At 30.9% G+C, this 24,807-nt stretch carries 21 protein-coding genes; 17 read left to right on the forward strand and 4 right to left on the reverse strand.

Going from position 1 to position 24,807, the window contains the following annotated elements:
• Positions 1-166: 166 nt before the first annotated feature.
• From H527_RS0105460 to H527_RS0105480, 5 genes are all read left to right on the forward strand, one after another.
• A complete protein-coding gene (locus tag H527_RS0105460; RefSeq protein ID WP_027411772.1) occupies positions 167-691 on the forward strand; it encodes a GNAT family N-acetyltransferase in 525 nt (174 codons plus the stop codon).
• 312 nt (positions 692-1,003) lie between these two features.
• Entirely contained in the window at positions 1,004-1,753 is a 750-nt protein-coding gene (locus H527_RS21490; protein ID WP_051316645.1) for an alpha/beta fold hydrolase, read from the forward strand.
• 65 nt (positions 1,754-1,818) lie between these two features.
• The gene (locus H527_RS0105470) at positions 1,819-2,313 is read left to right on the forward strand and encodes an RNA polymerase sigma factor (protein WP_027411773.1); all 495 of its coding nucleotides are present in this window, start codon (positions 1,819-1,821) and stop codon (positions 2,311-2,313) included.
• Positions 2,306-2,923, forward strand: a complete 618-nt coding sequence (locus H527_RS0105475; protein ID WP_027411774.1) for a hypothetical protein — start codon at positions 2,306-2,308, stop codon at positions 2,921-2,923. The genes H527_RS0105470 and H527_RS0105475 overlap by 8 nt, the downstream gene beginning before the upstream one ends.
• Positions 2,924-3,137: 214 nt before the next feature.
• Positions 3,138-3,596: a GyrI-like domain-containing protein gene (locus tag H527_RS0105480; RefSeq protein WP_027411775.1), complete on the forward strand. Its 459-nt coding sequence runs from the start codon at positions 3,138-3,140 to the stop codon at positions 3,594-3,596.
• 139 nt (positions 3,597-3,735) lie between these two features.
• On the opposite strand, the gene H527_RS21495 is transcribed toward H527_RS0105480, so the two are convergent.
• Complete coding sequence (locus H527_RS21495) at positions 3,736-4,140, reverse strand: aegerolysin family protein (protein WP_051316646.1); 405 nt, start codon at positions 4,138-4,140, stop codon at positions 3,736-3,738.
• 686 nt (positions 4,141-4,826) lie between these two features.
• On the opposite strand from H527_RS21495, the gene H527_RS0105490 reads away from it, so the two are divergent.
• From H527_RS0105490 to H527_RS23870, 3 genes are all read left to right on the forward strand, one after another.
• A complete protein-coding gene (locus tag H527_RS0105490; protein WP_027411776.1) occupies positions 4,827-5,543 on the forward strand; it encodes a hypothetical protein in 717 nt (238 codons plus the stop codon).
• Entirely contained in the window at positions 5,543-6,040 is a 498-nt protein-coding gene (locus H527_RS0105495) for a hypothetical protein (protein ID WP_027411777.1), read from the forward strand. Before H527_RS0105490 ends, H527_RS0105495 begins: the two co-directional genes overlap by 1 nt.
• Positions 6,041-6,419: 379 nt before the next feature.
• Complete coding sequence (locus tag H527_RS23870; RefSeq protein WP_155837811.1) at positions 6,420-6,578, forward strand: hypothetical protein; 159 nt, start codon at positions 6,420-6,422, stop codon at positions 6,576-6,578.
• Between the two features lie 7 nt (positions 6,579-6,585).
• Here H527_RS23870 and H527_RS0105500 read toward each other — a convergent pair whose 3' ends face one another.
• Positions 6,586-7,218, reverse strand: a complete 633-nt coding sequence (locus H527_RS0105500) for an NAD(P)H-dependent oxidoreductase (protein WP_027411778.1) — start codon at positions 7,216-7,218, stop codon at positions 6,586-6,588.
• Between the two features lie 95 nt (positions 7,219-7,313).
• Here H527_RS0105500 and H527_RS0105505 point away from each other — a divergent pair, with 95 nt between their 5' ends.
• The 8 genes from H527_RS0105505 to H527_RS21505 all read left to right on the forward strand — a co-directional run bounded on the left by H527_RS0105505 (position 7,314) and on the right by H527_RS21505 (position 20,155).
• A complete protein-coding gene (locus H527_RS0105505) occupies positions 7,314-8,210 on the forward strand; it encodes a LysR family transcriptional regulator (RefSeq protein WP_027411779.1) in 897 nt (298 codons plus the stop codon).
• Positions 8,207-8,782 carry a YdeI/OmpD-associated family protein gene (locus H527_RS0105510; RefSeq protein ID WP_027411780.1) on the forward strand — a complete coding sequence of 192 codons (576 nt, stop codon included), beginning with the start codon at positions 8,207-8,209 and terminating at the stop codon, positions 8,780-8,782. Before H527_RS0105505 ends, H527_RS0105510 begins: the two co-directional genes overlap by 4 nt.
• A gap of 305 nt (positions 8,783-9,087) precedes the next feature.
• Complete coding sequence (locus tag H527_RS0105515; RefSeq protein WP_027411781.1) at positions 9,088-12,390, forward strand: amidohydrolase family protein; 3,303 nt, start codon at positions 9,088-9,090, stop codon at positions 12,388-12,390.
• 35 nt (positions 12,391-12,425) lie between these two features.
• Positions 12,426-13,922 carry a S10 family peptidase gene (locus H527_RS0105520; RefSeq protein WP_027411782.1) on the forward strand — a complete coding sequence of 499 codons (1,497 nt, stop codon included), beginning with the start codon at positions 12,426-12,428 and terminating at the stop codon, positions 13,920-13,922.
• 3 nt (positions 13,923-13,925) lie between these two features.
• Positions 13,926-14,936, forward strand: coding sequence for a pirin family protein (locus tag H527_RS0105525; protein ID WP_027411783.1), 1,011 nt, complete (start codon positions 13,926-13,928; stop codon positions 14,934-14,936).
• Positions 14,937-15,047: 111 nt separating this feature from the next.
• The gene (locus tag H527_RS0105530; protein ID WP_051316647.1) at positions 15,048-17,117 is read left to right on the forward strand and encodes a response regulator; all 2,070 of its coding nucleotides are present in this window, start codon (positions 15,048-15,050) and stop codon (positions 17,115-17,117) included.
• Positions 17,118-17,248: 131 nt separating this feature from the next.
• Positions 17,249-19,327, forward strand: a complete 2,079-nt coding sequence (locus H527_RS23055; RefSeq protein ID WP_051316648.1) for a response regulator — start codon at positions 17,249-17,251, stop codon at positions 19,325-19,327.
• Positions 19,328-20,155, forward strand: coding sequence for a DUF1853 family protein (locus H527_RS21505; RefSeq protein ID WP_051316649.1), 828 nt, complete (start codon positions 19,328-19,330; stop codon positions 20,153-20,155).
• Between the two features lie 23 nt (positions 20,156-20,178).
• Here the strand turns inward: H527_RS21505 and H527_RS0105545 are convergent, their stop codons facing one another.
• The gene (locus tag H527_RS0105545; protein ID WP_323054154.1) at positions 20,179-21,654 is read right to left on the reverse strand and encodes a hypothetical protein; all 1,476 of its coding nucleotides are present in this window, start codon (positions 21,652-21,654) and stop codon (positions 20,179-20,181) included.
• A 59-nt stretch (positions 21,655-21,713) separates the two neighbouring features.
• Positions 21,714-22,844, reverse strand: coding sequence for a vWA domain-containing protein (locus H527_RS0105550; RefSeq protein ID WP_027411786.1), 1,131 nt, complete (start codon positions 22,842-22,844; stop codon positions 21,714-21,716).
• A 480-nt stretch (positions 22,845-23,324) separates the two neighbouring features.
• On the opposite strand from H527_RS0105550, the gene H527_RS0105555 reads away from it, so the two are divergent.
• The gene (locus H527_RS0105555; RefSeq protein ID WP_027411787.1) at positions 23,325-24,794 is read left to right on the forward strand and encodes a M28 family metallopeptidase; all 1,470 of its coding nucleotides are present in this window, start codon (positions 23,325-23,327) and stop codon (positions 24,792-24,794) included.
• Positions 24,795-24,807: the final 13 nt, after the last annotated feature.

The raw sequence follows: 24,807 nt of genomic DNA on the forward strand, positions 1-24,807 counted from the left end.
GCATTTATTAAGAAGTGTTTAAATAATCTAGTAACAGTCTTTATCAAAAACTAAAAATCGATAACCTCAGAGCAAACCCTTAAGATTTGTTACCAAAAAAATATTTTATTTCCGAGACATTTCTTAAAAATAGAAACCCTCGACGAGGGATTAAAAGTAATACTAAATGAATTTTATACCTTTTCCCAACCTACAAACCGATAGACTATTATTAAGACAATTAAAAAAAGAAGACGCTAATTCTATTTTATTTTTACGATCCGATGCGATAGTCAACAAGTATGTCAAAAGACCAAAAACAGATACTGTACAAGATGCTATTGATTTTATAAATAAGATTAATAATGGTATTATAGAACATGATTGGATTTTTTGGGGAATTACTATAAATGGTAATCCAGACCTAATAGGAACTATTTGTTTATGGAATTTTTCTGAAGATCAAAAAATTGCCGAAATAGGATATGATCTTCACCCAGAGTTTCATAAAAAAGGTATTATGAATGAGGCTCTAAACTCTATACTAAATTATGGCTATAAATCTCTAAACCTAGAAATTGTAGAAGCATATACCCATAAAAACAATGAAGCTTCTAAAAATTTATTATTCAATAACGGTTTTCATCTTATAGAACATAAAATAGATAAAGACAATTTAGATAATATTATTTTTGCTTTAGAATTATTTTAAATTTTATAAAAAAGAAGTTGTTTTAGCTTATCATAAAACAACTTCTTTTTTGATTCTTATTACTTCTTATAGAAGATTTTTGTTATATTTTCTGCTTTATGATTATCTAACGACATCTATATAATATATATTCCTTTAGATAAAGTCAATACATCTATACTACTCCGTTTTTTCACCATAAATATCAAAAATTGTAATATTTATTTTTTGATAAAAGTCTTTATTAACAAAAGATAGACGTTATAAAACATCTTTTTTTAATTCCTCTTGTAACAATTTATAAACTTATGCATCAAAGGGAAAAACAAGAACATGAAAACATTTAAAATCACATTTGTATTAGTATTAGCAATAGTACATTTAGGATTTGCGCAAACACCCGCAATTAAAACTGAAGTAATAGGAAAAGGAAAACCTGTATTATTTTTACCAGGATTTACTACCCCAGGATCTATATGGAAAGAAACTATAGATAATCTAACCCAAAAAACTGAAGCACATTTAATCTCTTATGCAGGATTTAATAGTAATCCCCCTATAGCAATGCCTTGGTATGCTACTATTAAAAAAGAACTAATAGCCTACATTAAAGACAAACAACTAGCCAATTTAAAAATAGTGGGGCATAGTATGGGCGGCAATATAGCTGTTGATCTTGCCGCAGAACTACCAGATACAGTTACTGAAATACTAATTGTAGATGCCATACCATGTATGCGCGAGCTAATGATGCCCGGAGTGCCAGATAGTCAAATACAATACGACACCCCTTATAACAAACAAATGTTAGCAATGCAAGAAGAACAATTTAAGCAAAATGCAACCAGGATGGCACAAAACATGACAAATACCAAAGATAAAGTAGACACTCTTATTCAATGGATTCTAGAAGCAGATAGAAAAACTTATGTATATGGATATACCGATTTACTAAAACTAGATCTGCGACCAATATTAAATAAAGTAACTGCAAAAACATTAATTTTAGGAGCCTCTTTTCCTAGCTTAGAAATTGCAAAATCTAATTATGAAAAACAAAACAATAGAGATGGCACCAGATAGTAAACACTTTATCATGTTTGATCAACCAGAGTGGTTTTACAAAAAAATAAATACTTTTTTAACCAATGAGTAAAAAGAACCAGCAACTTTTTGAAACAATATACCAACAAGCATACTCTATGGTATTACAAATGTGTCTGGGTTTTATGAAAGGAGATAAAGATTTAGCTAATGACCTTTCTCAAGAAGTATTTATAAATATTTGGAACGCTCTAGAAAATTTTAAAGAAAAATCAACTCCAAAAACATGGGTATACCGAATCACTGTAAATACTTGTCTACAATACATTAGAAAAGAAAAAAAGAAAACCAATCTATCTATTGAAAAAGTAGAATATGCTTTAGTACAAGAAAACCCAAGTTTAGAAAATAATCCTGAACAAGAATTATATGGTGCAATTGGTAAACTAGAAAAATTAGATAGATTAATTATAATGATGGTTTTAGAAGGACAAGATTATGATACCATATCCAATATTATAGGTATTCAACCTACTAATGTTAGAGTAAAAATTCATCGAATAAAAAAACGTCTTAAAAAAATAATGGAACATGAGTAATGAATTTGAAGAATTGCAACGTAAATGGCAAAAAAATAAACAGAACATTAAAAATAATCCCGAAGCAACAAATAAAATGCTTGCTACTATAACTGCCAAAAAAAAATCAAACATCCGTTTTCATTACGGAAACATTAGTATCCTATCTATCGTAGTATTAGGAGTTGCTGCCTTTTTCTACTACGTAGCACCAGTAAAGGAAATAGCAAGTAGGATCGGCGTATTTTTAATGATAGGCAGTCTGTTTTTAAGAATATTAATAGAATATATAAGTATTTTAAAGTCCAAAAAAATAGATATTATCGATAGTGTTTTAAAAACCACCAATAATACATTGACTTTTTATACCTTCAGAAAAAGAATTCATGGTCCTGTTACTGTTACGATAATAGCTTTGTACACTATTGGTTTTTATATGATCACTCCAGAGTTTAGTATATACTTTTCTACCTGGCAAATGATTTTAATAGATAGCTCTTACATCATTGGTGCAATTATCCCTTTTCTTATAATAAGAAAAAGCATTAAAAAAGAGATACGTACTCTTTTAGAAATTATCGAGTTAAGAAATGAAATTCTTGAAAAAAATAATTATGCGAACGAAATTTAATCATTTCTAAGAGAATTTTATCTTAACTTAAAAACGTTACCACAGTAATACTTATGAATCCAAATTCAATTAATATTCGGATATACTATAAAAACCGTCAATTTATTACCCCTCTCACCGACTAACTAATTGATATCTAAAAACCCTCTACTGACATACCCTTGTCATTAAGTGTTTATACTTTTAAAGAAATTATAAATTAAAATCATACTAAATGGAAAAACTACAAATGCATTCTTTTCAGGTAATTGGGATTTCAGTACGAACCACTAATCAGGATGAAAAATCAAAAAAAGATATAGGAGAACTTTGGGGTAAATTTATGTCTCAAAACATGTTTGAAAAAATTCCGAATATAACAGACGAAACTATCTATGCTGTTTATACTGATTATGAAGGAGACCACAACCAACCCTATACTACCATTATAGGTTACAGAGTACATAATTTAGACAAGATACCCGAAGATATGGTAGGTATAAAAATCGAACCTGCAACTTACCATAAATTTATTACAAAAGGAGATCTAACAGATACCGCAGTTATCGACAAATGGGGAGAAATTTGTGCAATGGATATACAAAGAACCTATACTACTGATTTTGAAATGTATGGTATAAAAGCCGCCAACCCAACCAACGGAGAAGCAGAAATATATGTTTCAGTACAGTAAGTAAGGGTATCCAGTGTAATGAATATCTTTTTTTTATTTTATATTAATTGAATTGTATAACATATATAATCTGTATGGATACAAAAACAAAAAGAGGCTGAATTTTAAATCAGCCTCTTTACATAAAATATTAGATAGGTTAATTAGCAAATGCACCTACTGCCTCTTCAAATGATTTAGTTTGTTTTACTTTACTAACTGAAAGTGTAAAAGTTACTACAGCATTATCCCCGCTACCACCGCTTTTATTAATTTCAAATCCAGCAGGAGCTTTCATACTATACGAGTTACTACCTACATATGGGTTATCCCAAGTTATTACAATACTACCAATACCATTAGGTAATTGATACGTTACTGTACCCTCGGTACCTGTCATAAATCCATCAGACTCTGACATCCAGCTACCGTCACTATTTGCTGAAATAGTACTTGGCGGATACTGGTTAGAAGACCATACTCCATGAGATAGAGAAGCATCGGTAAGTTTGATTAGATCAGATGTTGTGTTCTGCAATTTTACTGTTGTACTGCGTGCTGACATAGTTAAAAATTTTAAGGTTTATAATTAAGAGTATATTCTTATATTAAAAAAAGTGTATTAAAACCCTTCACTTTTTTGATTCCTAAACAAATATCATCATTAGAATCCAGAATAAATATTTCATCTTATTTCACTGTAAATCAATAAAATACAAAACAATAAAGAAAATACAGGAAAACCTTTATTGGTAAAAAAAATGTTAACTTATAATACTATTTCACTATAAACGAATAGAGGTTACAGCCTTTAACCTTCTTATTTTACTGGTCTTAATACAGTAATACTATTAACTCAAAAAACTTCCTTATACAGTATACTATTTATTCAATTTAAAAGAAAAAAGTATATAGTATCGTACTATAAGGTTAGCCACAAAATAAAAGATTAACTGACTCTTATACTTAAAAAGCTCGCTCACTCACATATCGTATAATAATCTTCTACATTTCAAAACATAACTTGAGGGATATCTCATAAGAAACAAAAACCTCAATTAATCTATTTACGTAATTATATGTACGGTATATACCACATGTATATTACTGTAAAACCATCGCATATTTTTGCTTATTCCACTGATTATCAAATAATTTAACAAAAACCGATGTAAAAGTATTATGGTTTTACCGTAAACAAAAAACATATAATTTTCCTAGCTTAGATACCACAAATAGACTTAACACAAAATGAACTTACTTTTAGTTGCAGCAGCTAAAAAACTAGCTAAGGATCAAGATATTATAGACTCCTATTGGAGGTATCAGCAACGAGAACAAAACTGGTTTTTTTCTCCAAATCCTAATCTTGATCAGGCCACCAGTAGGCCTTCTTCTCTAAATAACTGGAATAGTTGGGATAGGTTATCTGTTAAACAAAAAATGACTTTATCTACCTTAGCAGGTTTTAAAAATGACGCTACCAATATTATCCGTAATACTGCGCATTTATCTAAATTAAAAAATGCTCTTAGCAGCAAGTGGAGAAATGACTTGTATAGTATTTTTTGGGCAAACGAAGGAGATGGAAAATTGTGGCTTTGTAATGTTTTTATAGGAGATGCCATATATCTGTACAATGGTAATAATTTTATTTCTGGGAACAAGCACTACTTTGATCCATATCAAATATACAGTGGTCAATCTTTTTTAAGAAAAAGAAATAGTTATAAAGAAGTAAAAGCAGGAGATATTGTAGTATTCAAATATGGAGGAAGCGCTAAACATGTAGAAATTATAACAGAAGTACAAAAGAATCGTTTTGCAGATGATGGATTTTGTTCTATAGGTGCTGGTAGAGGAGGAAAAAAGAGCGATTTAGGAACGGTTAAATGTGACAGCCATAACTGGTATATCGGAGGACGACGTGAATTAGAGGATAAAGGAAATATATATTTTTATATTTGATGAAAGATAATATTAAGTTTCATATTGTAAGCAGTATTTTAAACGCTTCTATTATAGGAGTGCTTATGATCGTGCATGGCTTAATTGCTGAAAAAATTGACTATTTATTCTCCATTAGGATTCCTGTATATTTTGATTTAATCTATCTTATTTCTGCATTTATTATTTCGTGGGTAGCCCCATTTATGATTTATAAAATAAAAAACTACAAAAAACATTTCTTTGCACTCCTAATATTTTACTGGATATTGATTTTGTTTTTTTTGATATTCGAATACATTAATAATTTAGAATACACAGATGCTTATAATGGAAATTTAGGTTATTTAAAACACTGCTTTACAACTGTATTGATAGAGGAGTATGTAATTTTAATTTCTATTTTACTCTCTGTTATTATTTATTGTTGTCAGTTCCTTATTGGTAGAGTATTTATACCTGTATTATACACAGAAGAAGACATTAGAGGTAACAAAGGTAATGGCATAATAAAATAAAACTATCATATCCTACCCTAAACTCTAGCACTCTTGAAGAGTTATACACCCCAACTCTAAGAATATTTTGGGTAGTTTCAACTCTATACCAGTATGAGATAATCTCTTATCGAAATCCTTCGAAGGCTTATAGAGGTCTGGATATTGGTTCGAATTACCTCTGGATGGAATTTCTATTATCTTACCTTAAAGATCCCTCTCTCATCGACAAGAGATAAAAAACCCCTTAAAAAAACAACTCAAATTTCTACAACAAAGTATCTTAACTAAATTTTGAAATTTCTTAGAAATACTATTCCTGAGGAGTTCTCTAAAGAACAGTTTATAGAACTGGGTATAAATTAATAACAGAAGCTCATTAAAGCAAAACAAGATATCCATGTTTTTTATTTCACCCCCATTTAACCCATTTTATGCAAAAGAAAATCTATTACATCTTATAGCCGTTACAAATACAGACGCTTTGCTAACCCTAAAATCAAGAAAACGACTGTATTTATGGCATCTTCAAGCTTCATTACGAAGTTCTACTACATAAAGCGGATTTAACTATCTCTTTTTTCATCTTCCATTATAAAATTCTCTTCTCTTTTAAATTCATTATCTAAAAATGTAATATATTTTTGTAGTTCTCTAGAAATATCAGCATTTTTTTCTATATCATAAAACGGTATAGATTTTATTAAATCCAACCCTATATACCTATTCATTGCATGAAATCCCGATAACACACTTTGATCAGAATCCATTTCCCTAAAAAATTCGCCCGGTAAAGTAAAAGCGCCTTTTGGAGCATTCCAACTTGTAGTAAGCATATATTTTTTACCTTGCAAAAGTCCACCTGTTCCATAATTTATTTCAGGATTTTCAGAACTCCTTCCATCACTTGTCCAAATTCCGTTATGATAACCCGCTGTTAAGATCTCATCAAAGTACTTTTTAAACTTAAATGGTATTGAAAACCACCATACAGGAGTGTGATAAATTATGATATCTGCCCAAACATATTTAGATACTTCTTCTTCTATCTTATACCCTTTGTCTATTTGTGTTTCTTTTATAGAATAATAATCAAATCTCATAAAAAAGTTTTTTGTAGTATTGAATAAAGAGGTATTAAACAAACCTTTAGAGTCTGAAAAAGAGTGCCAACCATTAATTATCAAAATGTTTTTCATTGTATTCGTTTTTTAAATTATTATGTAAAAGTATTTTGATTTTTTGTATTATATAAATTATACAAATCATACCTTAGTATCATAATTATAATAACATGATTAATTTAGAATGGTATAGAACTTTTAAGGCTGTTTATGAAGAGGGCAATTTAACAAAGGCTTCTGAGGTATTGTATTCTTCCCAACCTGGGGTTAGCTTACACATAAGCTCTTTAGAATCTTATGTGGGATATAAATTATTTGAAAGAACCTCTAGAAAAATGATCCCTACAGTTAGAGGGATGGTAATGTATGATTATATTATAGATGCTTTAAAAAAATTAGAAAAAGCAGAGCAACATTTTAGAAAAAAAGGATTGGATACTACTCCTACACTAAGTATCGGGATGTGTTCTGAGGTTTTTCAATACTTTTTTGAACCCCATATAGCACAATTAGACTTTGATATTATAGCTCATTTTGGAGAATACCCACAAATGATAAAAGAATTAAACGAAGGTATTTTGGATTTAGTCATAACCCCAAAAAAGATCAATAATAATACAATTACATATACTCCTTTTTTTAAAGAAAAAATTCAACTCATTGCAGGTATTAATACAGATACTTCAAACTTAGAACTATCTATCAAAAATAAAGAATGGAAAAAACTCGAACATCATCTTAGCCATCAGACTTGGTACTGTTCTTATAATATTATGGAGTATTCAAAAACTTTTTGGTCACAAAATTTTAATAAAAAACAATTATTTAAACCCAACTATATTGTTCCCGATATCCTATCCATTATAAGATGCCTAAGTAATAATAAAGGAATGGCACTCGTACCTGATTTTTTATGTTCCAACGCATTAAAAGCTAATAACGTTAAATTAATTTGGGAAGGGTTTCAGAGTCTTGAAAACACCTTTTATTTTGCTGTTAAAGAAAATAGTATAAAATTAAAAAAAGAAATAAGTCAAATCGAAAAAATAGTTACCCGAGAAATATGATCCACAAACCAGAACTATATTTTAAAAACGATCAGGAATGGCGTGTATGGCTACATAAAAACCACGATCAATACCAAGGTGTATATCTTATATTTTATAAGGTAGAGAGTTCTAATCCCAGTATGCGTTGGGAAGAAGCAGTAAAAGTAGCTTTATGTTATGGATGGATAGACTCTACCGTAAAAAAAATAGACGAGCAACGCCGCAGGCAATATTTCTGCCCTCGCAAACCTAAAAGTGTTTGGAGTAAAGTTAACAAAAATCATATCATAGATCTTATACAAAATGATCTTATGCACAGTAGTGGTTTGCTTAGTATCGAAACTGCAAAAAATAATGGTTCCTGGATTGCTTTAGACGATGTAGAGAATGGTATTATCCCAAAAGATCTTCAAAATGCATTTGATGAAACACCAAAAGCATTCAAAAACTACTTAAATTTTGCAAAAGGATACCGTAAAAGCTATCTCTATTGGCTTAATCAAGCTAAACGACAAGAAACAAGAGATAAGCGTATTGCCGAAATTATTAAACTCTGCACCTCTAATATTAAGTCTAGAGATAATTGGTAAAACAAACAACTTAAGAGTAAACTCATAAAATATAATTTCAAAAACAACCTCCCTTAGTACTGTTTTATATTACAAAAATAAAAAATTCTTTCTTTTTTAATTTTTGTCAATCCCCAACTCATCTAGATTTTGATAATAACATTTATATCTTTTATCAAACAATGCACAAAAATATCTCTATCTAATTAAGAAAAATTATATCTATGATTTTATCATACATAAAATCTAGTAAAATTCCCTTAACACCACTTTAAGATATATTGTGGGATAAATCCTTATTTTGGATGCATCTAAATTCACTTAACATGCATAAACATATTGTTACTACCCTTTTAATCGGGGTCTTTTTAACTTTTAATATCAACTCTCAAAAAGCAAATAAAAAGGAAGGTGAGAAATGGGATATTTCTAATCCTAAAGGCGGATTTAATTATAAAGATCATACGTTCAGTACCGATCAAGGTACTTGGATGAATCTGGATGTTAGTCCAGATGGTAAAACTATTGTATTTGATCTTTTGGGAGATATTTATAGCATTCCTGTATCTGGTGGCAAAGCAAAAGCACTACGTACTGGAGTCCCTTTTGAAGTACAACCAAGATTTAGTCCAGACGGAAAAAAAATATCCTTTACCAGCGATGCAGGTGGAGGAGATAATATATGGACTATGAATATCGACGGCTCCTCTGCTACTCAAATCACTAAAGAAGATTTCAGATTACTAAATAATGCTACTTGGATGCCCGACAGTAATTATCTAATAGCTAGAAAACACTTTACCTCTCAACGTTCCTTAGGAGCAGGCGAAATATGGCAATACCACATTACAGGAGGGTCTGGTATACAATTAACCAAAAAGAAAAACGACCAACAAGATGTTAATGAACCTAATATCTCTACCGATGGTAAATATCTGTATTATTCAGAAGACATGTATCCTGGTGGCTTTTTTCAATACAACAAAGACCCAAACAAGCAAATTTATGCTATCAAACGATATGAGTTCAAAACTGGTAAAACAACTACTATTACAGGCGGTCCTGGTGGAGCAGCAAGACCACAAGTATCCAGAAATGGTAAATTGCTTGCATTTGTAAAAAGAGTACGTACCAAAACAGTATTATATATACATAATCTGGAAACTGGTGAAGAATGGCCAATCTATGATGCATTAAATAAAGATCAACAAGAAGCATGGGCTATATTTGGGGTATATCCAAATTATAACTGGATGCCAGATAATAAAGAAATAGTATTCTGGTCTGGTGGAAAGATCAACAAAATAAATATTGAAAATCAACAAGTAACCAATATTCCTTTTACCGTAGATGCAACTATTAAAATAGCTGAAACTTTACATTTTAACTCCCCTGTAGCTCCAGAAGAATTTACCGCCAAAGTAATCCGTAATGCTGTTACCTCTCCAGATGGCAAAACAATTGTATTTAGTGCTCTGGGATATATCTGGAGTAAACCTTTACCTAAAGGTACACCACAACGACTTACCTCACAATCTAACGACTTAGAGTTCGAACCTAGTTTTTCTAAAGATGGTAAACACATTGTATATGTAACCTGGAATGATGAAAACTTGGGAGCAATATATAAAATACCCGCAACTGGTGGTACCCCAACCAAATTAACTACCCAAAAAGGAATTTATCGAACCCCTTCCTTTAACTCTTCTAATAGCCTAATCGTATTTAAGAAAGAAGAAGGAAATAGCGACCAAGGACTTAGTTTTAGTAAAAACACAGGTATTCATACCATGTCCTCTTCTGGAGAAAATAATAAACTAGTAACAGAAGAAGGAGAATACCCAATGTTCTCGGCAGACAATACTCGAATTTTTTTCCAAACAGGAGGTACATACTTTGGTGCATTAACCAAAGAATTAAAATCCGTAGACCTTAACGGAAAAGATCAAAAAACACATGTAAAATCTAAATATGCTAATCGGTTAGTTCCTAGTCCTGATAATAAATGGATTGCTTTTACCAACCTACATAAAGCTTTTATAGCACCATTGGTACTTAATGGTACAGAAATAGATTTGGATAACAATACTAAATCTGTACCTGTATCTCAAATCTCTAAAGACGCAGGAATTAACTTGCATTGGTCTGCAAATAGTAAAAAAATATTCTGGACTCTTGGGGAGGAATATTTTGTAAACGATATAAAAGATCGTTTTACATTTTTACCAAACTCTCCAGAAAAAGTAGGAGAAATTACTACCAAAGGCATTACGATCGATTTAAAAGTAAAAACAGACAAGCCACAAGGTAGGATAGCTTTTACTAATGTAAGAATAATTACTATGGAAGGAGATCAGGTTATTGAAGACGGAACGATAATTATTAAAGATAATCGTATCGAAAAAATAGGAAAGACCTCTGAGATATCTGTCCCAGAAGACGCAAAAGTATATGACGCAAAAGGCAAAACAATTATGCCCGGTATTGTAGATGCGCATGCACACATAGGTGCTTTTAGACATGGTTTAACTACCCAGAAACATTGGCAGTTATATACAAATCTGGCATTTGGAGTGACAACATCTCATGATCCCTCTGCAAATACCGAATCTATATTTGCAATGTCTGAGATGATTAAAAAAGGGGAAATGGTAGGGCCACGCCTCTACTCTACTGGTATTATTTTATATGGTGCAGACGGCGATTTTAAAGCTGTGGTAAATACTTTAGAAGATGCGCGATCTTCTATTAGAAGAACCAAAGCATTTGGAGCTAAATCTGTAAAAAGTTATAACCAACCACGTAGAGACCAACGCCAACAAATACTGCAAGCGGCTAGAGAATTAGAAATTAATGTAGTTCCTGAAGGAGGATCTACTTTTTATCATAATATGAGTATGATTATGGATGGACATACTGGTATAGAACACAATATTCCTGTAGCTCCCGTATATAAAGATGTAAACGAATTATGGAAAACCAGTAATACTGGATATACCCCTACATTGATTGTAAATTATGGTGGTATGAATGGGGAATATTATTTCTATCAAAAAGACAATGTTTGGGAAAATAAAAAACTCCTAAAATATACACCTAGAGCAATTATCGATGCTCGCTCCAGACACAGAACAATGGTACCTGATGAAGAATATGAAAACGGACATATATTAGTTTCAAAAACCTGTAAAGCATTAACTGATGCAGGTGTTAAAGTTAACTTAGGTGCTCATGGACAACTACAAGGGCTGGGAGCACATTGGGAATTATGGCTCCTACAACAAGGAGGAATGACCAATATGGAAGCTTTAAGAGCTGCAACTATTAATGGTGCAGAATATATCGGGGCAGGAAATGACATAGGCTCTCTTAAAGAAGGAAAGTTAGCAGATTTAATCCTATTGGATAAAAACCCTCTAGAAGATATTAGAAATACAGAAACCGTAAAATATACCATGGTTAACGGACGATTATTTGATACCGAAACTATGAACGAGATAGGTAACACCCCTAAAAACAGAACAAAATTTTGGTGGGAGAATGTTAACTATAGTCAAGCATTTCCTTGGCATCAAGAATCTAATAGTTTTATGCAACCAGGATGTGGATGTCATATCGGGCATAATTAAAAATATAAATCTAGTATTATCATAATCCTTAACAGATGAAAAAAATATTTTCTTTACTAATTTTGGTTTTTGCTAGTATGCTTTCTACAAAGGCTCAAAATGTGAGAGTCTCTATAGATACTACTATAGTTACCAACCATACCACCACTATTAAGCAACAAACAATTCCTTATAAGGCTACCACAGGGTTTCAACCTGTTTGGGATGAATCTGGTACACCTATAGCATCTTTATCCTATACATACTATAAGAGGTCTGATATTAAAAATGACGAAAAACGACCTTTAGTAATTTCATTTAATGGTGGCCCTGGATCTGCCTCTGTATGGATGCATATTGCATATACCGGACCTCGTATTCTCAAAATTGATGAGGAAGGATTTCCTGTACAACCCTACGGTATTAAAGCAAACCCAAATTCTATATTAGACGTTGCAGATATCGTTTTTGTTAACCCTGTTAATACTGGGTACTCCAGAATGATCCCTGGTAGTGATGGAAAAATGCCTGAAAAAGAATTATTTTTTGGAGTACAAGCAGATGTAAAATATTTGGCAGGTTGGATTAATACCTTTGTATCTAGGAATAATCGATGGAGATCTCCAAAATATCTTATTGGTGAAAGTTATGGCACAACCAGAGTATCTGGCTTGGCATTAGAGTTACAAAACCAACACTGGATGTACCTTAATGGAGTAATATTAGTCTCACCAACTGAAATTGGATTTAAGTTTGCTGGCCCAGTAGAGGTTGCCAACAGGTTACCTTATTTTACAGCAGCAGCATGGTATCATAAAATGCTTCCGCCAGAACTACAAAATAAAGATCTAAGCGAAATATTACCAGAAGTAGAGAACTATACTATTAATGAATTATTACCTGCGATTGTAAAAAGTGGATATCTTGAAAAAGATAAAAAGGAAAATGTTATCACTAAAATGGCATATTACTCTGGGCTTTCTAAAAAAACAATACGCCAACATAACCTCGAAGTACCAAAAGCTTATTTTTGGAAAGATCTTTTAAGAGATAAAGATGGATATACTATTGGCAGACTAGATTCTCGCTACAAAGGAATGGATATAAAAGAAGCAGGAGAGGCACCAGATTATAATAGTGAGCTAACCTCTTGGTTACACTCATTTACTCCTGCTATAAATTATTATTACAGTCAAGAACTTAATTTTAAAACAGATCTTAAATATAATATGTTTGGATCTGTAAGACCTTGGGATAGAACAAAAGGTAACCAAACAGGAGAAAACCTAAGAAAAGCCATGGCTATGAATGCTAATCTACATACCATGATACAATCTGGTTATTATGATGGTGCTACTACTTATTTTAATGCAAAATATGTAATGTGGCAGCTTAATGCCAATGGTAAACTTACTGACCGCCTAAGCTTTAAAGGGTATCGTAGTGGACACATGATGTATCTGCGCAACGAGGATTTAATTCAAGCCAACGATGATATTAGAGCATTTATAACCAAATCCTCTGCTAATATTAGCAAAGGATCAAAATACTAAACTATGTCTGCAATTATTAAAATTAAGCCTTTAGGTTTTACTTGGGAAACCAGCGATCCATTTTTGTTTTGTGCATATCACGAAGATCAATATCCAAAAGGAAATGGGAAATTAGGGCCAGACGCCTCACTCGAAGGAAGAAATATAGGTCAGGATTTTACTTTAAAAGATGGTTGGCGAATGTATCATGGCACCAACATACCTGGTTTTCCTGCACATCCACATCGTGGTTTTGAAACCGTTACAGTTGTGCAAAAAGGATTAGTGGATCATTCAGACTCTCTGGGTGCTGCAGGGCGTTTTGGCAATGGAGATGTGCAATGGATGACCGCAGGTAAAGGTGTACAACATTCTGAAATGTTTCCTTTATTGAATACTGAAAAAGAGAATCCCTTTTTACTATTTCAGGTTTGGCTTAACCTCCCCAGAAATAAAAAAATGGTAGATCCACATTTTAAGATGTTATGGAGCGACGAAATTCCGATCCTTAAAACTAAGGATGATTCTGAAAAAATCACTCAAATAACCTTAATTGCAGGAAAATTTAATGATGAAATGGCTCCTACCCCTGCGCCAGATTCCTGGGCTACAGATCCAGAAAATGAAATAGCTATCTGGACCATAAAAATGGACCCCAATGCTACATTTACTTTTCCTACCGCATCTAAAGGAATAAATAGATCTTTATATTTTTTTAAAGGCAATGACCTAATTAGCGAAGGATACACCATACCTGTTAACCATGAAATAGTACTAAACGCCGATAAAGAGATCACTATAAAAAATGGAAACACCGAAGCACATTTTTTACTTTTACAAGGTAGACCAATTAACGAGCCTGTAGTAAAACAAGGGCCTTTTGTTATGAATAGCCAAATAGAAATTAGAGAAGCTATACAAGAATACCAACAAACAGAATTTGGTGGTTGGCCATGGTCTGGTTATGATCATGTTCATGACCCCTCTGTAGGTAGATTCGCTCTTTATCCTGATGGTACCGAAATAAAAAAATAACACATAACTCCCTCATTAAAAGTAAATAATCACTAACTTTAATTTCAATTTTTTATTAAATAAAATATTTTTAACATCATTCTAGTCTTATAATTACTTAATTTAGAACAAATGTGTAATAGAAAAACCTTTCTTTTACCCTTTCTTTATTTTCTGTATACTATTTTATTCTTTTCGTGTGCAAAGAAGAAGATTTTAACAGAAACAGAAATAGATTGGTTAAAACAGAATGACTCTATTATTGTTGCATTATGTCCTTATTACCCTCCCTATCAATTTATAGACGATAATAATACTATCGAAGGCATTTTTATTGAGTACTTAAGTTTAATTGAAGATAAAATAGATCACAAATTCAAAAGGAAATATTATTCTGAATGGCCTAAATTAATGAAGGATGCTAGAGGTAATAAGATAGATATTATTATAGAGATAGAAAGAACCCCATCCAGAGATACTTACCTTAGTTTTTATTCTCACCTCTTTGAATCTAATCATGTTATTGTTACCCGAAAAGATGTTACCACTAACAAAAAAATTACCGACTTTAATAAACAACAAATAACAATCCCTCAAGATTTTGCCATTCTAGAACTTTTAGAGAAAGAGTATCCAGATATTATCTTTAAAGAGAACAAAAACGATTTGGTTTGTCTTCAAAACCTAAATTCAGGAAAATACGATGCTTATATTGGTCCTAAAGCAATTGCCAACTATCTTATTAATACCAAAAAATTAAATAACCTACAAATATCCTCAGAAACAGATATACCATATATACCCTTAATTGCTGTAGATAAAAAAAATAAAGTCCTTAATGACATTATTAAAAAGGCTATTCTTGCTATTTCTGATTCTGAAAATCAAAACATTCTTGAAAATTGGCTATATACAGAAACAAAACCTTTTTATAAAAGAGCAGGTTTTCTAATCCCCTTTATTCTTTTTATGGCATCTGGACTCATTTTTATACTAGGTATAAATTTTTATCTGGGATATAAAGTAAAACAAAAAACAAAGTCCCTTAAAATAGCTAAAGATGAAGCAGAAAAAAATAATGAATTAAAATCCGCTTTTATACAGAATATCTCCCATGAAATTCGAACACCTATGAATGGTATTGTTGGATTTTCTAAATTTTTAAATGAAAACACAAATAATATAGAGAAAATAGAATATTCTGAAATCATAGCTAATAGTAGTAAACAATTAATGAATAGTATGAACAACATACTTGAAATTTCGGAGCTACAAACTAAACTAGTTAAACTCGATCCTAAGAAAACAGATTTGCAGGAACTTTTTGACGATATTTTCTCACTATATGAAACAAAAGCTAAAGAAAAGGGAATAGTATTATTACTTAACAATAACATTATAGAGTATCATCGTTTTGTATATATAGACAAATCAAGGCTTAACAAAACAATCAAAATATTAGTCGAAAACGCTATTAAATATACAAAAAAAGGCGCTATACTTATTTCTTGTACGATTCATAAAAGTACTTTGGTGGTAACAATTAGAGACTCTGGCGTTGGAATAAAATCAGAAAATCAAAAACTTATATTTAAAAGTTTTACGCAATCTGAAAATCAAATATCAAAAAAATACGGAGGCTTAGGGATTGGGCTAACCCTAGCCAAAGAAAATACTCAGTTAATGAAAGGTAAATTATCTTTTTCTTCTATCCCCAATAAAGGATCTACTTTTCGGCTTGAAATACCTTTTGCTATATTCACCTTTAAAAATAAAAACAATATACTTCCTGTTACTCTAGATAAAATAAAAACCTATACTATTTTAATTGCAGAAGATGGTGATATTAATTTTCTAGTACTAAAAACCATCTTGCTAAAAATAGAAAACTATGATTTTATTATTCATCGAGCTCATAATGGTAAAGAAGCTACTGTTTTTTTTGAAGAAATAAATACTATAGACCTAGTATTTATGGATATAAAAATGCCTGAAATGAACGGTTATGATGCAACAAGATGGATCAAGAAACTACATCCTAGACTTCCTGTAATCGCTCAAACAGCTTATACCAATAATGAGGATATACAAAATGCTTTTAATGCAGGTTGCGATGATTTTATTTCAAAACCTATTGATCCAAAATCAATACAAAAGATAATACATAAATATCTACCAACTTATTCTTTTTTAAATTACTGATTAAGTCTTAACTCTATTTATAATCTTAATAAATTCAAAAAATAAGAGAACCCTTTTTTGAGAGTCTTGTGATTAAATACTATCTTTATTAACAAAGGGTAAAAAAAGTAAGGGATAACTAGTTAAAAACTATGGTAAAAAAATCACTTCATATTTTCCTTACATCTATTTTAATATTAGGATATCTTTCTTGCTCTAAGTCTACAATACTTAATGAACAAGAAAAAAAATGGCTTCAAAACAATGATAGCATTACTGTTGGAGTTTTCCCTTATTACGCTCCATATCAATTCATAAATGAAAATGAAAAGATAGATGGTGTTTTAATTGATTACCTTTCTCTTATAGAAAAAAAGACAGGGCATAAATTTCAACGAAAATTATATACTAATTGGGAAAACTTATTAAATGATGCCAAAAATAATAAAGTTGAAATTATATTAGAAATACAACAAACTTCTAGTAGAGATTCTTATCTCAACTTTTACTCTCAACTTTTTGAATCTAGTCATACTATTGTTACTAGAAAAGATGTTAATTATGGAAAAGATTTAGAAAACTACTACGATAAAATAATCACTGTTCCCAAGGATTATGCCATACATGAAATTTTAAAAGAAAAAGAAAAAAATCTTAACATATCTACCGAAATAGATGACATTACCTGTTTAAAACAAGTTCTCTCTGGAAAATATCATGCCTATATTGGTCCAAAAGCTGTCGCTAATTACCTTATAAAAACAGAAAGCCTAAACGATCTTAAAATTGTTGCAGAAACAAAATATAACTACGCTCCAAGTTTAGCTGTTCAAAAAAGTAATACATATCTTAATCAGATTATTTCAAAATCTACTAATAGTATTACAGATCATGAAAAACAAGTGATTTTTGATAATTGGTTGTATAACCCTATAATTCCATTTTATAAAAAAGCTAGTTTTTGGATTACTCTTACCGCAATGGCTTTACTGTTATTAATAATCATTCTTTTACTTAATAGATATTTAAAATTTTTAATCCTACAAAAAACAAAAGAATTAAGCTTTGCAAAAGAAAAAGCAGAAGAAAGTAATAAGCTAAAAACAGCTTTTATTCATAACATATCTCATGAAGTTCGAACTCCTATGAATGGTATTATTGGGTTTTCTGAATTATTAAATGACCCAAAAATTACGGCTGAGGATCAGAAAAAATATTCTAAAATCATCATTGACAGTAGCAATCAACTAATCAATATTATAGATGATATTATAGAAATTTCCCAACTAGAAACCAATCAAGTAGAAGTTAGATCTGAAGAAGTAAACCTTAATGCTTTATTAGATATACTGTTTTCTGATTTTCAAAGTAAGGCGGTAAGTAAAAATATTGCAATATATCTAAATAATAAACTAACAGACGATCAGGCTTTTTTACTAATCGATAAACTAAAAATAACTAAAATATTACGTAACCTTATCGACAATGCTATTAAATTTACTACCAAAGGTACAGTCGAAATTTATTGTGAAATAAAAGAAGGAATTCTAATTATTTCGGTAAAAGATACTGGAATAGGTATAAAATCTGAGGATCAAGAACTAATCTTTAAAAACTTTTCGCAGTCTGAGAAAGAAGCTACCAAAAGTTATGATGGCCTTGGATTAGGATTATCTATAGCTCAAAAAAATGCTAAACTAATCAATGGTAATATTTCTTTTACTTCTATGCTCAACAAAGGTTCTAGTTTTATTTTTACTATACCCCATAATCCTGTGTTTACTGCTACAAATCAAAATGTTTCTTTAAAAATAAACAACACACACGATCTCCCTTTAAAACAAGTGATTCTTATTGTTGAAGATGGAGAAATAAACTTTTTGTACTTAAAAACTATTCTGCATACAATGAAAGAATTTAAATTTGTAATTTATCGTGCAGAAAATGGTAAAGAAGCAATAGAAATCTGCAAAAAAAATGAAGGCATTGATTTAATATTAATGGATATAAGAATGCCTATAATGGATGGATATACTGCTACTAAGAAGATAAAAAAAATGAGACCCGAACTACCTATTGTAGCACAAACGGCATATTCTACAGAAGAAGACGTACAAAAAGCACTAGATGCTGGTTGTGATGATTTTGTATCTAAACCTATAGATAGAAAAATACTAAGACCTATTATTGATAAATACTTTTCTGTTTTTTCTAAATCCAAATTTACCTAAATGTCAATTACAAATGAGTATCTGGGTTTTCTTAGTAGTCATCCTTTGTGGCTAGACAAAAAGTTTTTATCCTTAACACCATTTAACTTTGCTGGTTTGGTACCACCTGACTTTTCTATAGATAAGTCTATAAAAATCAATATTCGAGAAAACGAAGTTCTGGGTAAACGAATAGAACACTTTTTTGAATATAGTATCATTAATTCTAATCGGTATACTATAATCGCAAATAATATTCAAGTATTTAAAGATAAAATTACTATTGGAGAATTAGACTTTTTAGTAAAAGACCTACAAAAAAACAAAGTAATCCATATTGAACTAGTTTATAAATTTTATCTTTTTGACCCTACAATAGATGGTGATTTACATCGATGGATAGGTCCTAATCGCAAAGATACTCTACTTCAAAAAGCAAAAAAAATAAAAGAAAAACAGTTGCCTTTATTACACTATAAAGAAACAAGTGCTATTTTAAAAAAATTACAATTAGACATCAATACTATAGAGCAACAGGTTTGTTATCTTGCTAATCTTTTTATTCCTTTTTCTCTTAAAAAAACTACTTTTCCATACATTAATAACCAATGTATAGTGGGCTATTGGATACCAATAAAAGCTTTTACTTTAAAAGAATATGGTTCTTACCAATTTTATATACCACAAAAAAAAGATTGGGTAATTGCTCCTAAACATTGTGATACTTGGTTCTCTTTTAAGGATATTATTGAATCTATAGAGGCTTTATTATCTCAAAAAAAATCTCCGCTACTTTGGATAAAAAGTAACGAAGATTCTTATTTTCGATTTTTTATTGTTTGGTGGTAATCGCGTTCTTATGAATCTAAAAACTAAAGTTCGCTAATGTAACTTCCATATAAATCATTAAAACGAAAACCTTCAGACAATCTGTATTTACTTAGTTTTTTATATTCTACCAATCCCCATAATAAAAATTCCATCATAAAATAAAGATCTTCAGACTTAGCCTCTGGTTGGTACTTTTTTATCAAATCTTTAAGTGGCGTTATCGCATCTAGTTTTTCTTTGTACTCTTTATCTGTAATATCTTCTAGTAACTCAAAGCCACTTTCTTCAAAAAACCAATTTACCAAATCCTGATATGGATCTTGATACTCTTCTTTTTGTAGTTTTTCTATCTTAGGAAAATAATCTTCAAAAAGTGTCTTAATTGCATCCGAAATCAAAGAATGTGCTACAGATGCAGCTCCCTCCTGCTCTCCTTCATACACAAGTTCTACTTTACCTGTTATAGCAGGTATAACCCCTACAAAATCACTTAATCGCAATATGGTTTTATCCTCACCAGAACGCAATACTCTATATTCTGCCGTACTCAACAAATTTTCATACGCAGTAATACTCATTCGTGCACTTATACCACTTTTATGATCTATAAATTCACTTTCTCTCGCCTCAAAACTAATCTGTTCTAATAAATCCTTTGCTAAATCGGGAACATAAACCAAATCGGCTTGTCTGGTATCTAATTTTGCTTCTTGTTGGGTTATTGTTTTTGCTATTTCTATAGTTTCGGGATAATGCGTTAGGATCTGAGATCCTATTCTATCCTTTAATGGGGTTACAATACTTCCTCTATTAGTATAATCTTCTGGGTTTGCAGTAAATACAAATTGTATATCTAATGGTAATCGCAATTTAAACCCTCTAATCTGGATATCTCCTTCTTGTAATATATTAAATAATGCTACTTGTATTCGAGCTTGTAAATCTGGTAATTCATTAATTACAAAAATACAGCGATTAGCTCTGGGGATCATTCCAAAATGAATAACACGATCGTCTGCATAACTTAACTTAAGATTAGCTGCTTTAATTGGATCTACATCTCCTATAATATCTGCTACAGTCACATCGGGTGTTGCTAATTTTTCTGCAAAACGATCGGATCTGTGTACCCATGTTATAGGCGTATCTTCTCCTTTTTCTTGTATTAAATTACTTGCATATCTGGAAATTGGATGAAAAGGATCATCATTAATTTCAGACCCTTCAATTACTGGTATCCATTCGTCCAGAAGAGTAATCATTTGTCTTGCCAATCGTGTTTTTGCCTGCCCTCTTAATCCTAATAAATTAATATTATGGCGAGACAGAATAGCTCTCTCTAACTCTGGTATTACGGTGTTTTCATATCCATGAATACCTGTAAATGTTTTTTCTTTATTACTTATTTTAGTCCTTAAATTATTTCTTAGTTCATCTTTTATAGATATACTTTTATATCCCGATTCTTTTAACTGACCTAATGTTTTTATACTTTTAATATCTATTTGTTCCTTCATATTTTCTTTTATTTCTAACAAAAGTCGTGTAAACTTCCTGTTCAAAATTTGAAATTAGTTTATCCTTTAATTCTTTTTTTTCGGTTGGTTTCATAATCCTCAAAAATCATTTCACCAAGTCCTTTTAAACCTGTATAAAATGCTTTACCTTGATTTGCATAGGTAAATTCTCGCACAAATTGCATCAAGTAAGGATCTTGTGCTATCATAAAAGTAGTTATTGGTATATGTAACTTTCTGGCTTGTTGCGCCATCATATTACATTTGTTTACAATATGGCGATCCAAACCATTACTATTTTTATAGTATTGCCCATCTGGCAGTTTAAGACAACTTGGTTTACCATCAGTAATCATAAAAATTTGCTTATTGGTATTGCGTTTTCTGCGTAGCATATCCATTGCTAATTGTAATCCCGCCACTGTATTTGTGTGATAGGGTCCAACTTGTAAATACGGTAAATCTTTGATCTCTATAGACCATGCATCGTTACCAAACACCAATATATCCAAAGTATCCTTTGGGTATTTGGTAGTAATAAGTTCTACCAGTGCCATTGCTACTTTTTTGGCAGGAGTAATACGATCCTCCCCATATAAAATCATACTATGGCTAATATCGATCATTAAAACGGTACTCATTTGTGCTTTAAAACGAGTTTCTTCGACTACAAGGTCATCTTCTGTTAAATTAAAATCCCCTATACCATGATTAATTTGCGCATTTTTAAGGCTCTCTGTCATGGATATTCGTTCTAAAGAATCTCCGTATTGATAATTTCGAAACTCTCCAGAATGTTCATCTCCTTTACCAATATAATTTGTTCTGTGGTTTCCTGATCCGCTACGTTTTAATTTTCCAAATATTTGATCTAATGCTCTTTTACGAATAGCCTGTTCGGTTTTAGCAGTAATAGACATTCCTCCTTTACCATCTGGCTTTATTTCTTCTCTTATATATCCTTTCTTTTTTAAGTCTTCTACAAAATCATCTAATGTATACTCCTCATCTGTTAATTGATATTCTTTATCCAGCTCTTTCATCCAATCTAAAGCCTCATCCAAATCTCCAGAAGTGTGTGTGATAATTTCTTGAAAAATATCAAAAAGCTTATCAAAAGGAGACTGCTCGGGAGCCTCAAATACTTTAAACGCAAAACCTTTTTTAAATACTCTTTTTTCTTTTTTCATTAGCTACATGTTTTCTATACACTTAATAGTATGATTCTTTTTTAAGTCCTTACTTAATTTTAAAAACAACGTATATAGATTTCACAAGATAAAGTTAGTACATTTTGTATAAGATAAGAGCTTATCCATCATCTAAGAAATTAGAATTAACATTTGTTTTGGAGAAATTAACCCCTGTTTAATTTATTATTCTGTAAAATTACTATTTACTATATTTGAAAGGTGGAAAAACCATAATTTACCATCTAATACGATTTACGGATGAGAATTGCGTATAAATAATTGCAAAGGTTTTTCGCTAGATTGATGAATCAAATTAAAGAATAGCCATAGCTATTGTTTCATTTTATGAAGAAAATATAGTAGAAAAAGAATGCGATTATATGTGAGATTTTTATTCGTAAATCGTATAATACCATTTATCATTTGAATTTACTGGAATAAAATGTTCTTTATCCTAAATTATAAGATACGCTATCTATGAAAAATTCTATTCTATCCATATTGTTTTTAACATTTGTAATCTCTGTTTCTGCACAATCTGATATAGAGAAAGTAAAATCTACTATCTCTAAAAATAAAATCGAAGGACATATTTATTTTCTTGCTTCAGATGAATTAAAGGGGAGACAAACTGGTTCTGCCGAAAATAAAATTGCTGCACAATACCTAGCCAATATGTTACGTAGTTATGGCGTAAAACAAATTAAGGATACGAATAGTTATTTTCAAAAAGTATTCTTAAAAAAGACTTCTGCGGCAACAAAAACCGTTTTTAAAACAGGAGCGTTACATCTGGATAAAATACTAACCGTTGCATCGGTAAATACCGACTATAAAGGAAAAGCTATTTTTTTAAATCACGCACAAGAAGACGATTATAAAAATATAGATGTTACAGGAAAATATGTAATCTCTATTATCGGTACTAAAGAAGATAAAGATATTAGATCTGCTTTTTCTAAAACAAAAGAAAAAATGGCCCTCGCTAAAGAAAAAGGCGCTATTGGTTTTATCGAGATTTGTAACGTTGATGATGCTACTTGGAGTAGAATGGAACATTATTATAATGGAGATAAAATGGATGTTGCAGGCAAAAATGAAGATTCTAGTACTTTTTCTCATACCTGGATTAATGACCAAAAAGAAGAAATAAGTGCTGCTTTTGATCAAAAAAACGAGATCGATATTGAAATAATTGTCGAAGGGATTCAAAAAAAGGATATTATCTCACAAAATGTAGTAGGGTATGTAGAAGGTTCTGATCCTGTTCTTAAAAACGAATATATTATTTACTCTGCACACTACGATCACGTAGGTATTGGTAAACCCATAGACAATGACTCTATTTACAACGGTGCCAGAGACAATGCTGTAGGAACAGTTACTGTACTTTCTGCTGCAGAAAACATAGCTAAATATCCAACCAAAAGATCTGCTTTATTTATTCTTTTTACCGGAGAAGAAAAAGGACTTTTAGGTAGTAAATGGTATGTCAATCATCCTGTATTACCGCTTCATCAAATGGTATATTGTTTTAATAGTGACAATGGTGGTTATAATGATACTTCCATAGCTACTATTGTTGGTTTGGGCAGAACCACTGCACAAAAAGATATTGTCGATGCAGCTACTGCTTTTGGACTTAAAGCTATAGATGACCCTGCACCAGAACAAGGATTATTTGATCGTTCTGATAACGTACACTTTGCCGCAAAAGGCATTCCTGCTCCTACTTTTAGTATGGGTTTTACAGCCTTTGACGAAGAAATAACCAAATATTATCATCAAGTAACCGATAATCCAGATACTTTAGATTATGAATACCTTTTCAAATTTTTTCAATCCTATGTTTTAGCTTGCAGAAATATAGCTAACAATCCAAAAACTCCGTTCTGGATAAAAGGGGATAAATATTATGATGCAGGCAAGAAATTATATCAGAAATAATAAATAACCTATT

It is taken from the genome of Aquimarina muelleri DSM 19832 (assembly GCF_000430665.1).
Classification (GTDB): domain Bacteria; phylum Bacteroidota; class Bacteroidia; order Flavobacteriales; family Flavobacteriaceae; genus Aquimarina; species Aquimarina muelleri.

What these genes read in the sequence shown, in the direction of transcription:
- H527_RS0105460 (WP_027411772.1), top strand. Translation starts at nt 167, where the DNA reads ATGAATTTTATACCTTTTCCCAACCTACAAACCGATAGACTATTATTA.
- H527_RS21490 (WP_051316645.1), top strand. Translation starts at nt 1,004, where the DNA reads ATGAAAACATTTAAAATCACATTTGTATTAGTATTAGCAATAGTACAT.
- H527_RS0105470 (WP_027411773.1), top strand. Translation starts at nt 1,819, where the DNA reads ATGAGTAAAAAGAACCAGCAACTTTTTGAAACAATATACCAACAAGCA.
- H527_RS0105475 (WP_027411774.1), top strand. Translation starts at nt 2,306, where the DNA reads ATGAGTAATGAATTTGAAGAATTGCAACGTAAATGGCAAAAAAATAAA.
- H527_RS0105480 (WP_027411775.1), top strand. Translation starts at nt 3,138, where the DNA reads ATGGAAAAACTACAAATGCATTCTTTTCAGGTAATTGGGATTTCAGTA.
- H527_RS21495 (WP_051316646.1), bottom strand. Translation starts at nt 4,140, where the DNA reads ATGTCAGCACGCAGTACAACAGTAAAATTGCAGAACACAACATCTGAT.
- H527_RS0105490 (WP_027411776.1), top strand. Translation starts at nt 4,827, where the DNA reads ATGAACTTACTTTTAGTTGCAGCAGCTAAAAAACTAGCTAAGGATCAA.
- H527_RS0105495 (WP_027411777.1), top strand. Translation starts at nt 5,543, where the DNA reads ATGAAAGATAATATTAAGTTTCATATTGTAAGCAGTATTTTAAACGCT.
- H527_RS23870 (WP_155837811.1), top strand. Translation starts at nt 6,420, where the DNA reads ATGTTTTTTATTTCACCCCCATTTAACCCATTTTATGCAAAAGAAAAT.
- H527_RS0105500 (WP_027411778.1), bottom strand. Translation starts at nt 7,218, where the DNA reads ATGAAAAACATTTTGATAATTAATGGTTGGCACTCTTTTTCAGACTCT.
- H527_RS0105505 (WP_027411779.1), top strand. Translation starts at nt 7,314, where the DNA reads ATGATTAATTTAGAATGGTATAGAACTTTTAAGGCTGTTTATGAAGAG.
- H527_RS0105510 (WP_027411780.1), top strand. Translation starts at nt 8,207, where the DNA reads ATGATCCACAAACCAGAACTATATTTTAAAAACGATCAGGAATGGCGT.
- H527_RS0105515 (WP_027411781.1), top strand. Translation starts at nt 9,088, where the DNA reads ATGCATAAACATATTGTTACTACCCTTTTAATCGGGGTCTTTTTAACT.
- H527_RS0105520 (WP_027411782.1), top strand. Translation starts at nt 12,426, where the DNA reads ATGAAAAAAATATTTTCTTTACTAATTTTGGTTTTTGCTAGTATGCTT.
- H527_RS0105525 (WP_027411783.1), top strand. Translation starts at nt 13,926, where the DNA reads ATGTCTGCAATTATTAAAATTAAGCCTTTAGGTTTTACTTGGGAAACC.
- H527_RS0105530 (WP_051316647.1), top strand. Translation starts at nt 15,048, where the DNA reads ATGTGTAATAGAAAAACCTTTCTTTTACCCTTTCTTTATTTTCTGTAT.
- H527_RS23055 (WP_051316648.1), top strand. Translation starts at nt 17,249, where the DNA reads ATGGTAAAAAAATCACTTCATATTTTCCTTACATCTATTTTAATATTA.
- H527_RS21505 (WP_051316649.1), top strand. Translation starts at nt 19,328, where the DNA reads ATGTCAATTACAAATGAGTATCTGGGTTTTCTTAGTAGTCATCCTTTG.
- H527_RS0105545 (WP_323054154.1), bottom strand. Translation starts at nt 21,654, where the DNA reads ATGAAGGAACAAATAGATATTAAAAGTATAAAAACATTAGGTCAGTTA.
- H527_RS0105550 (WP_027411786.1), bottom strand. Translation starts at nt 22,844, where the DNA reads ATGAAAAAAGAAAAAAGAGTATTTAAAAAAGGTTTTGCGTTTAAAGTA.
- H527_RS0105555 (WP_027411787.1), top strand. Translation starts at nt 23,325, where the DNA reads ATGAAAAATTCTATTCTATCCATATTGTTTTTAACATTTGTAATCTCT.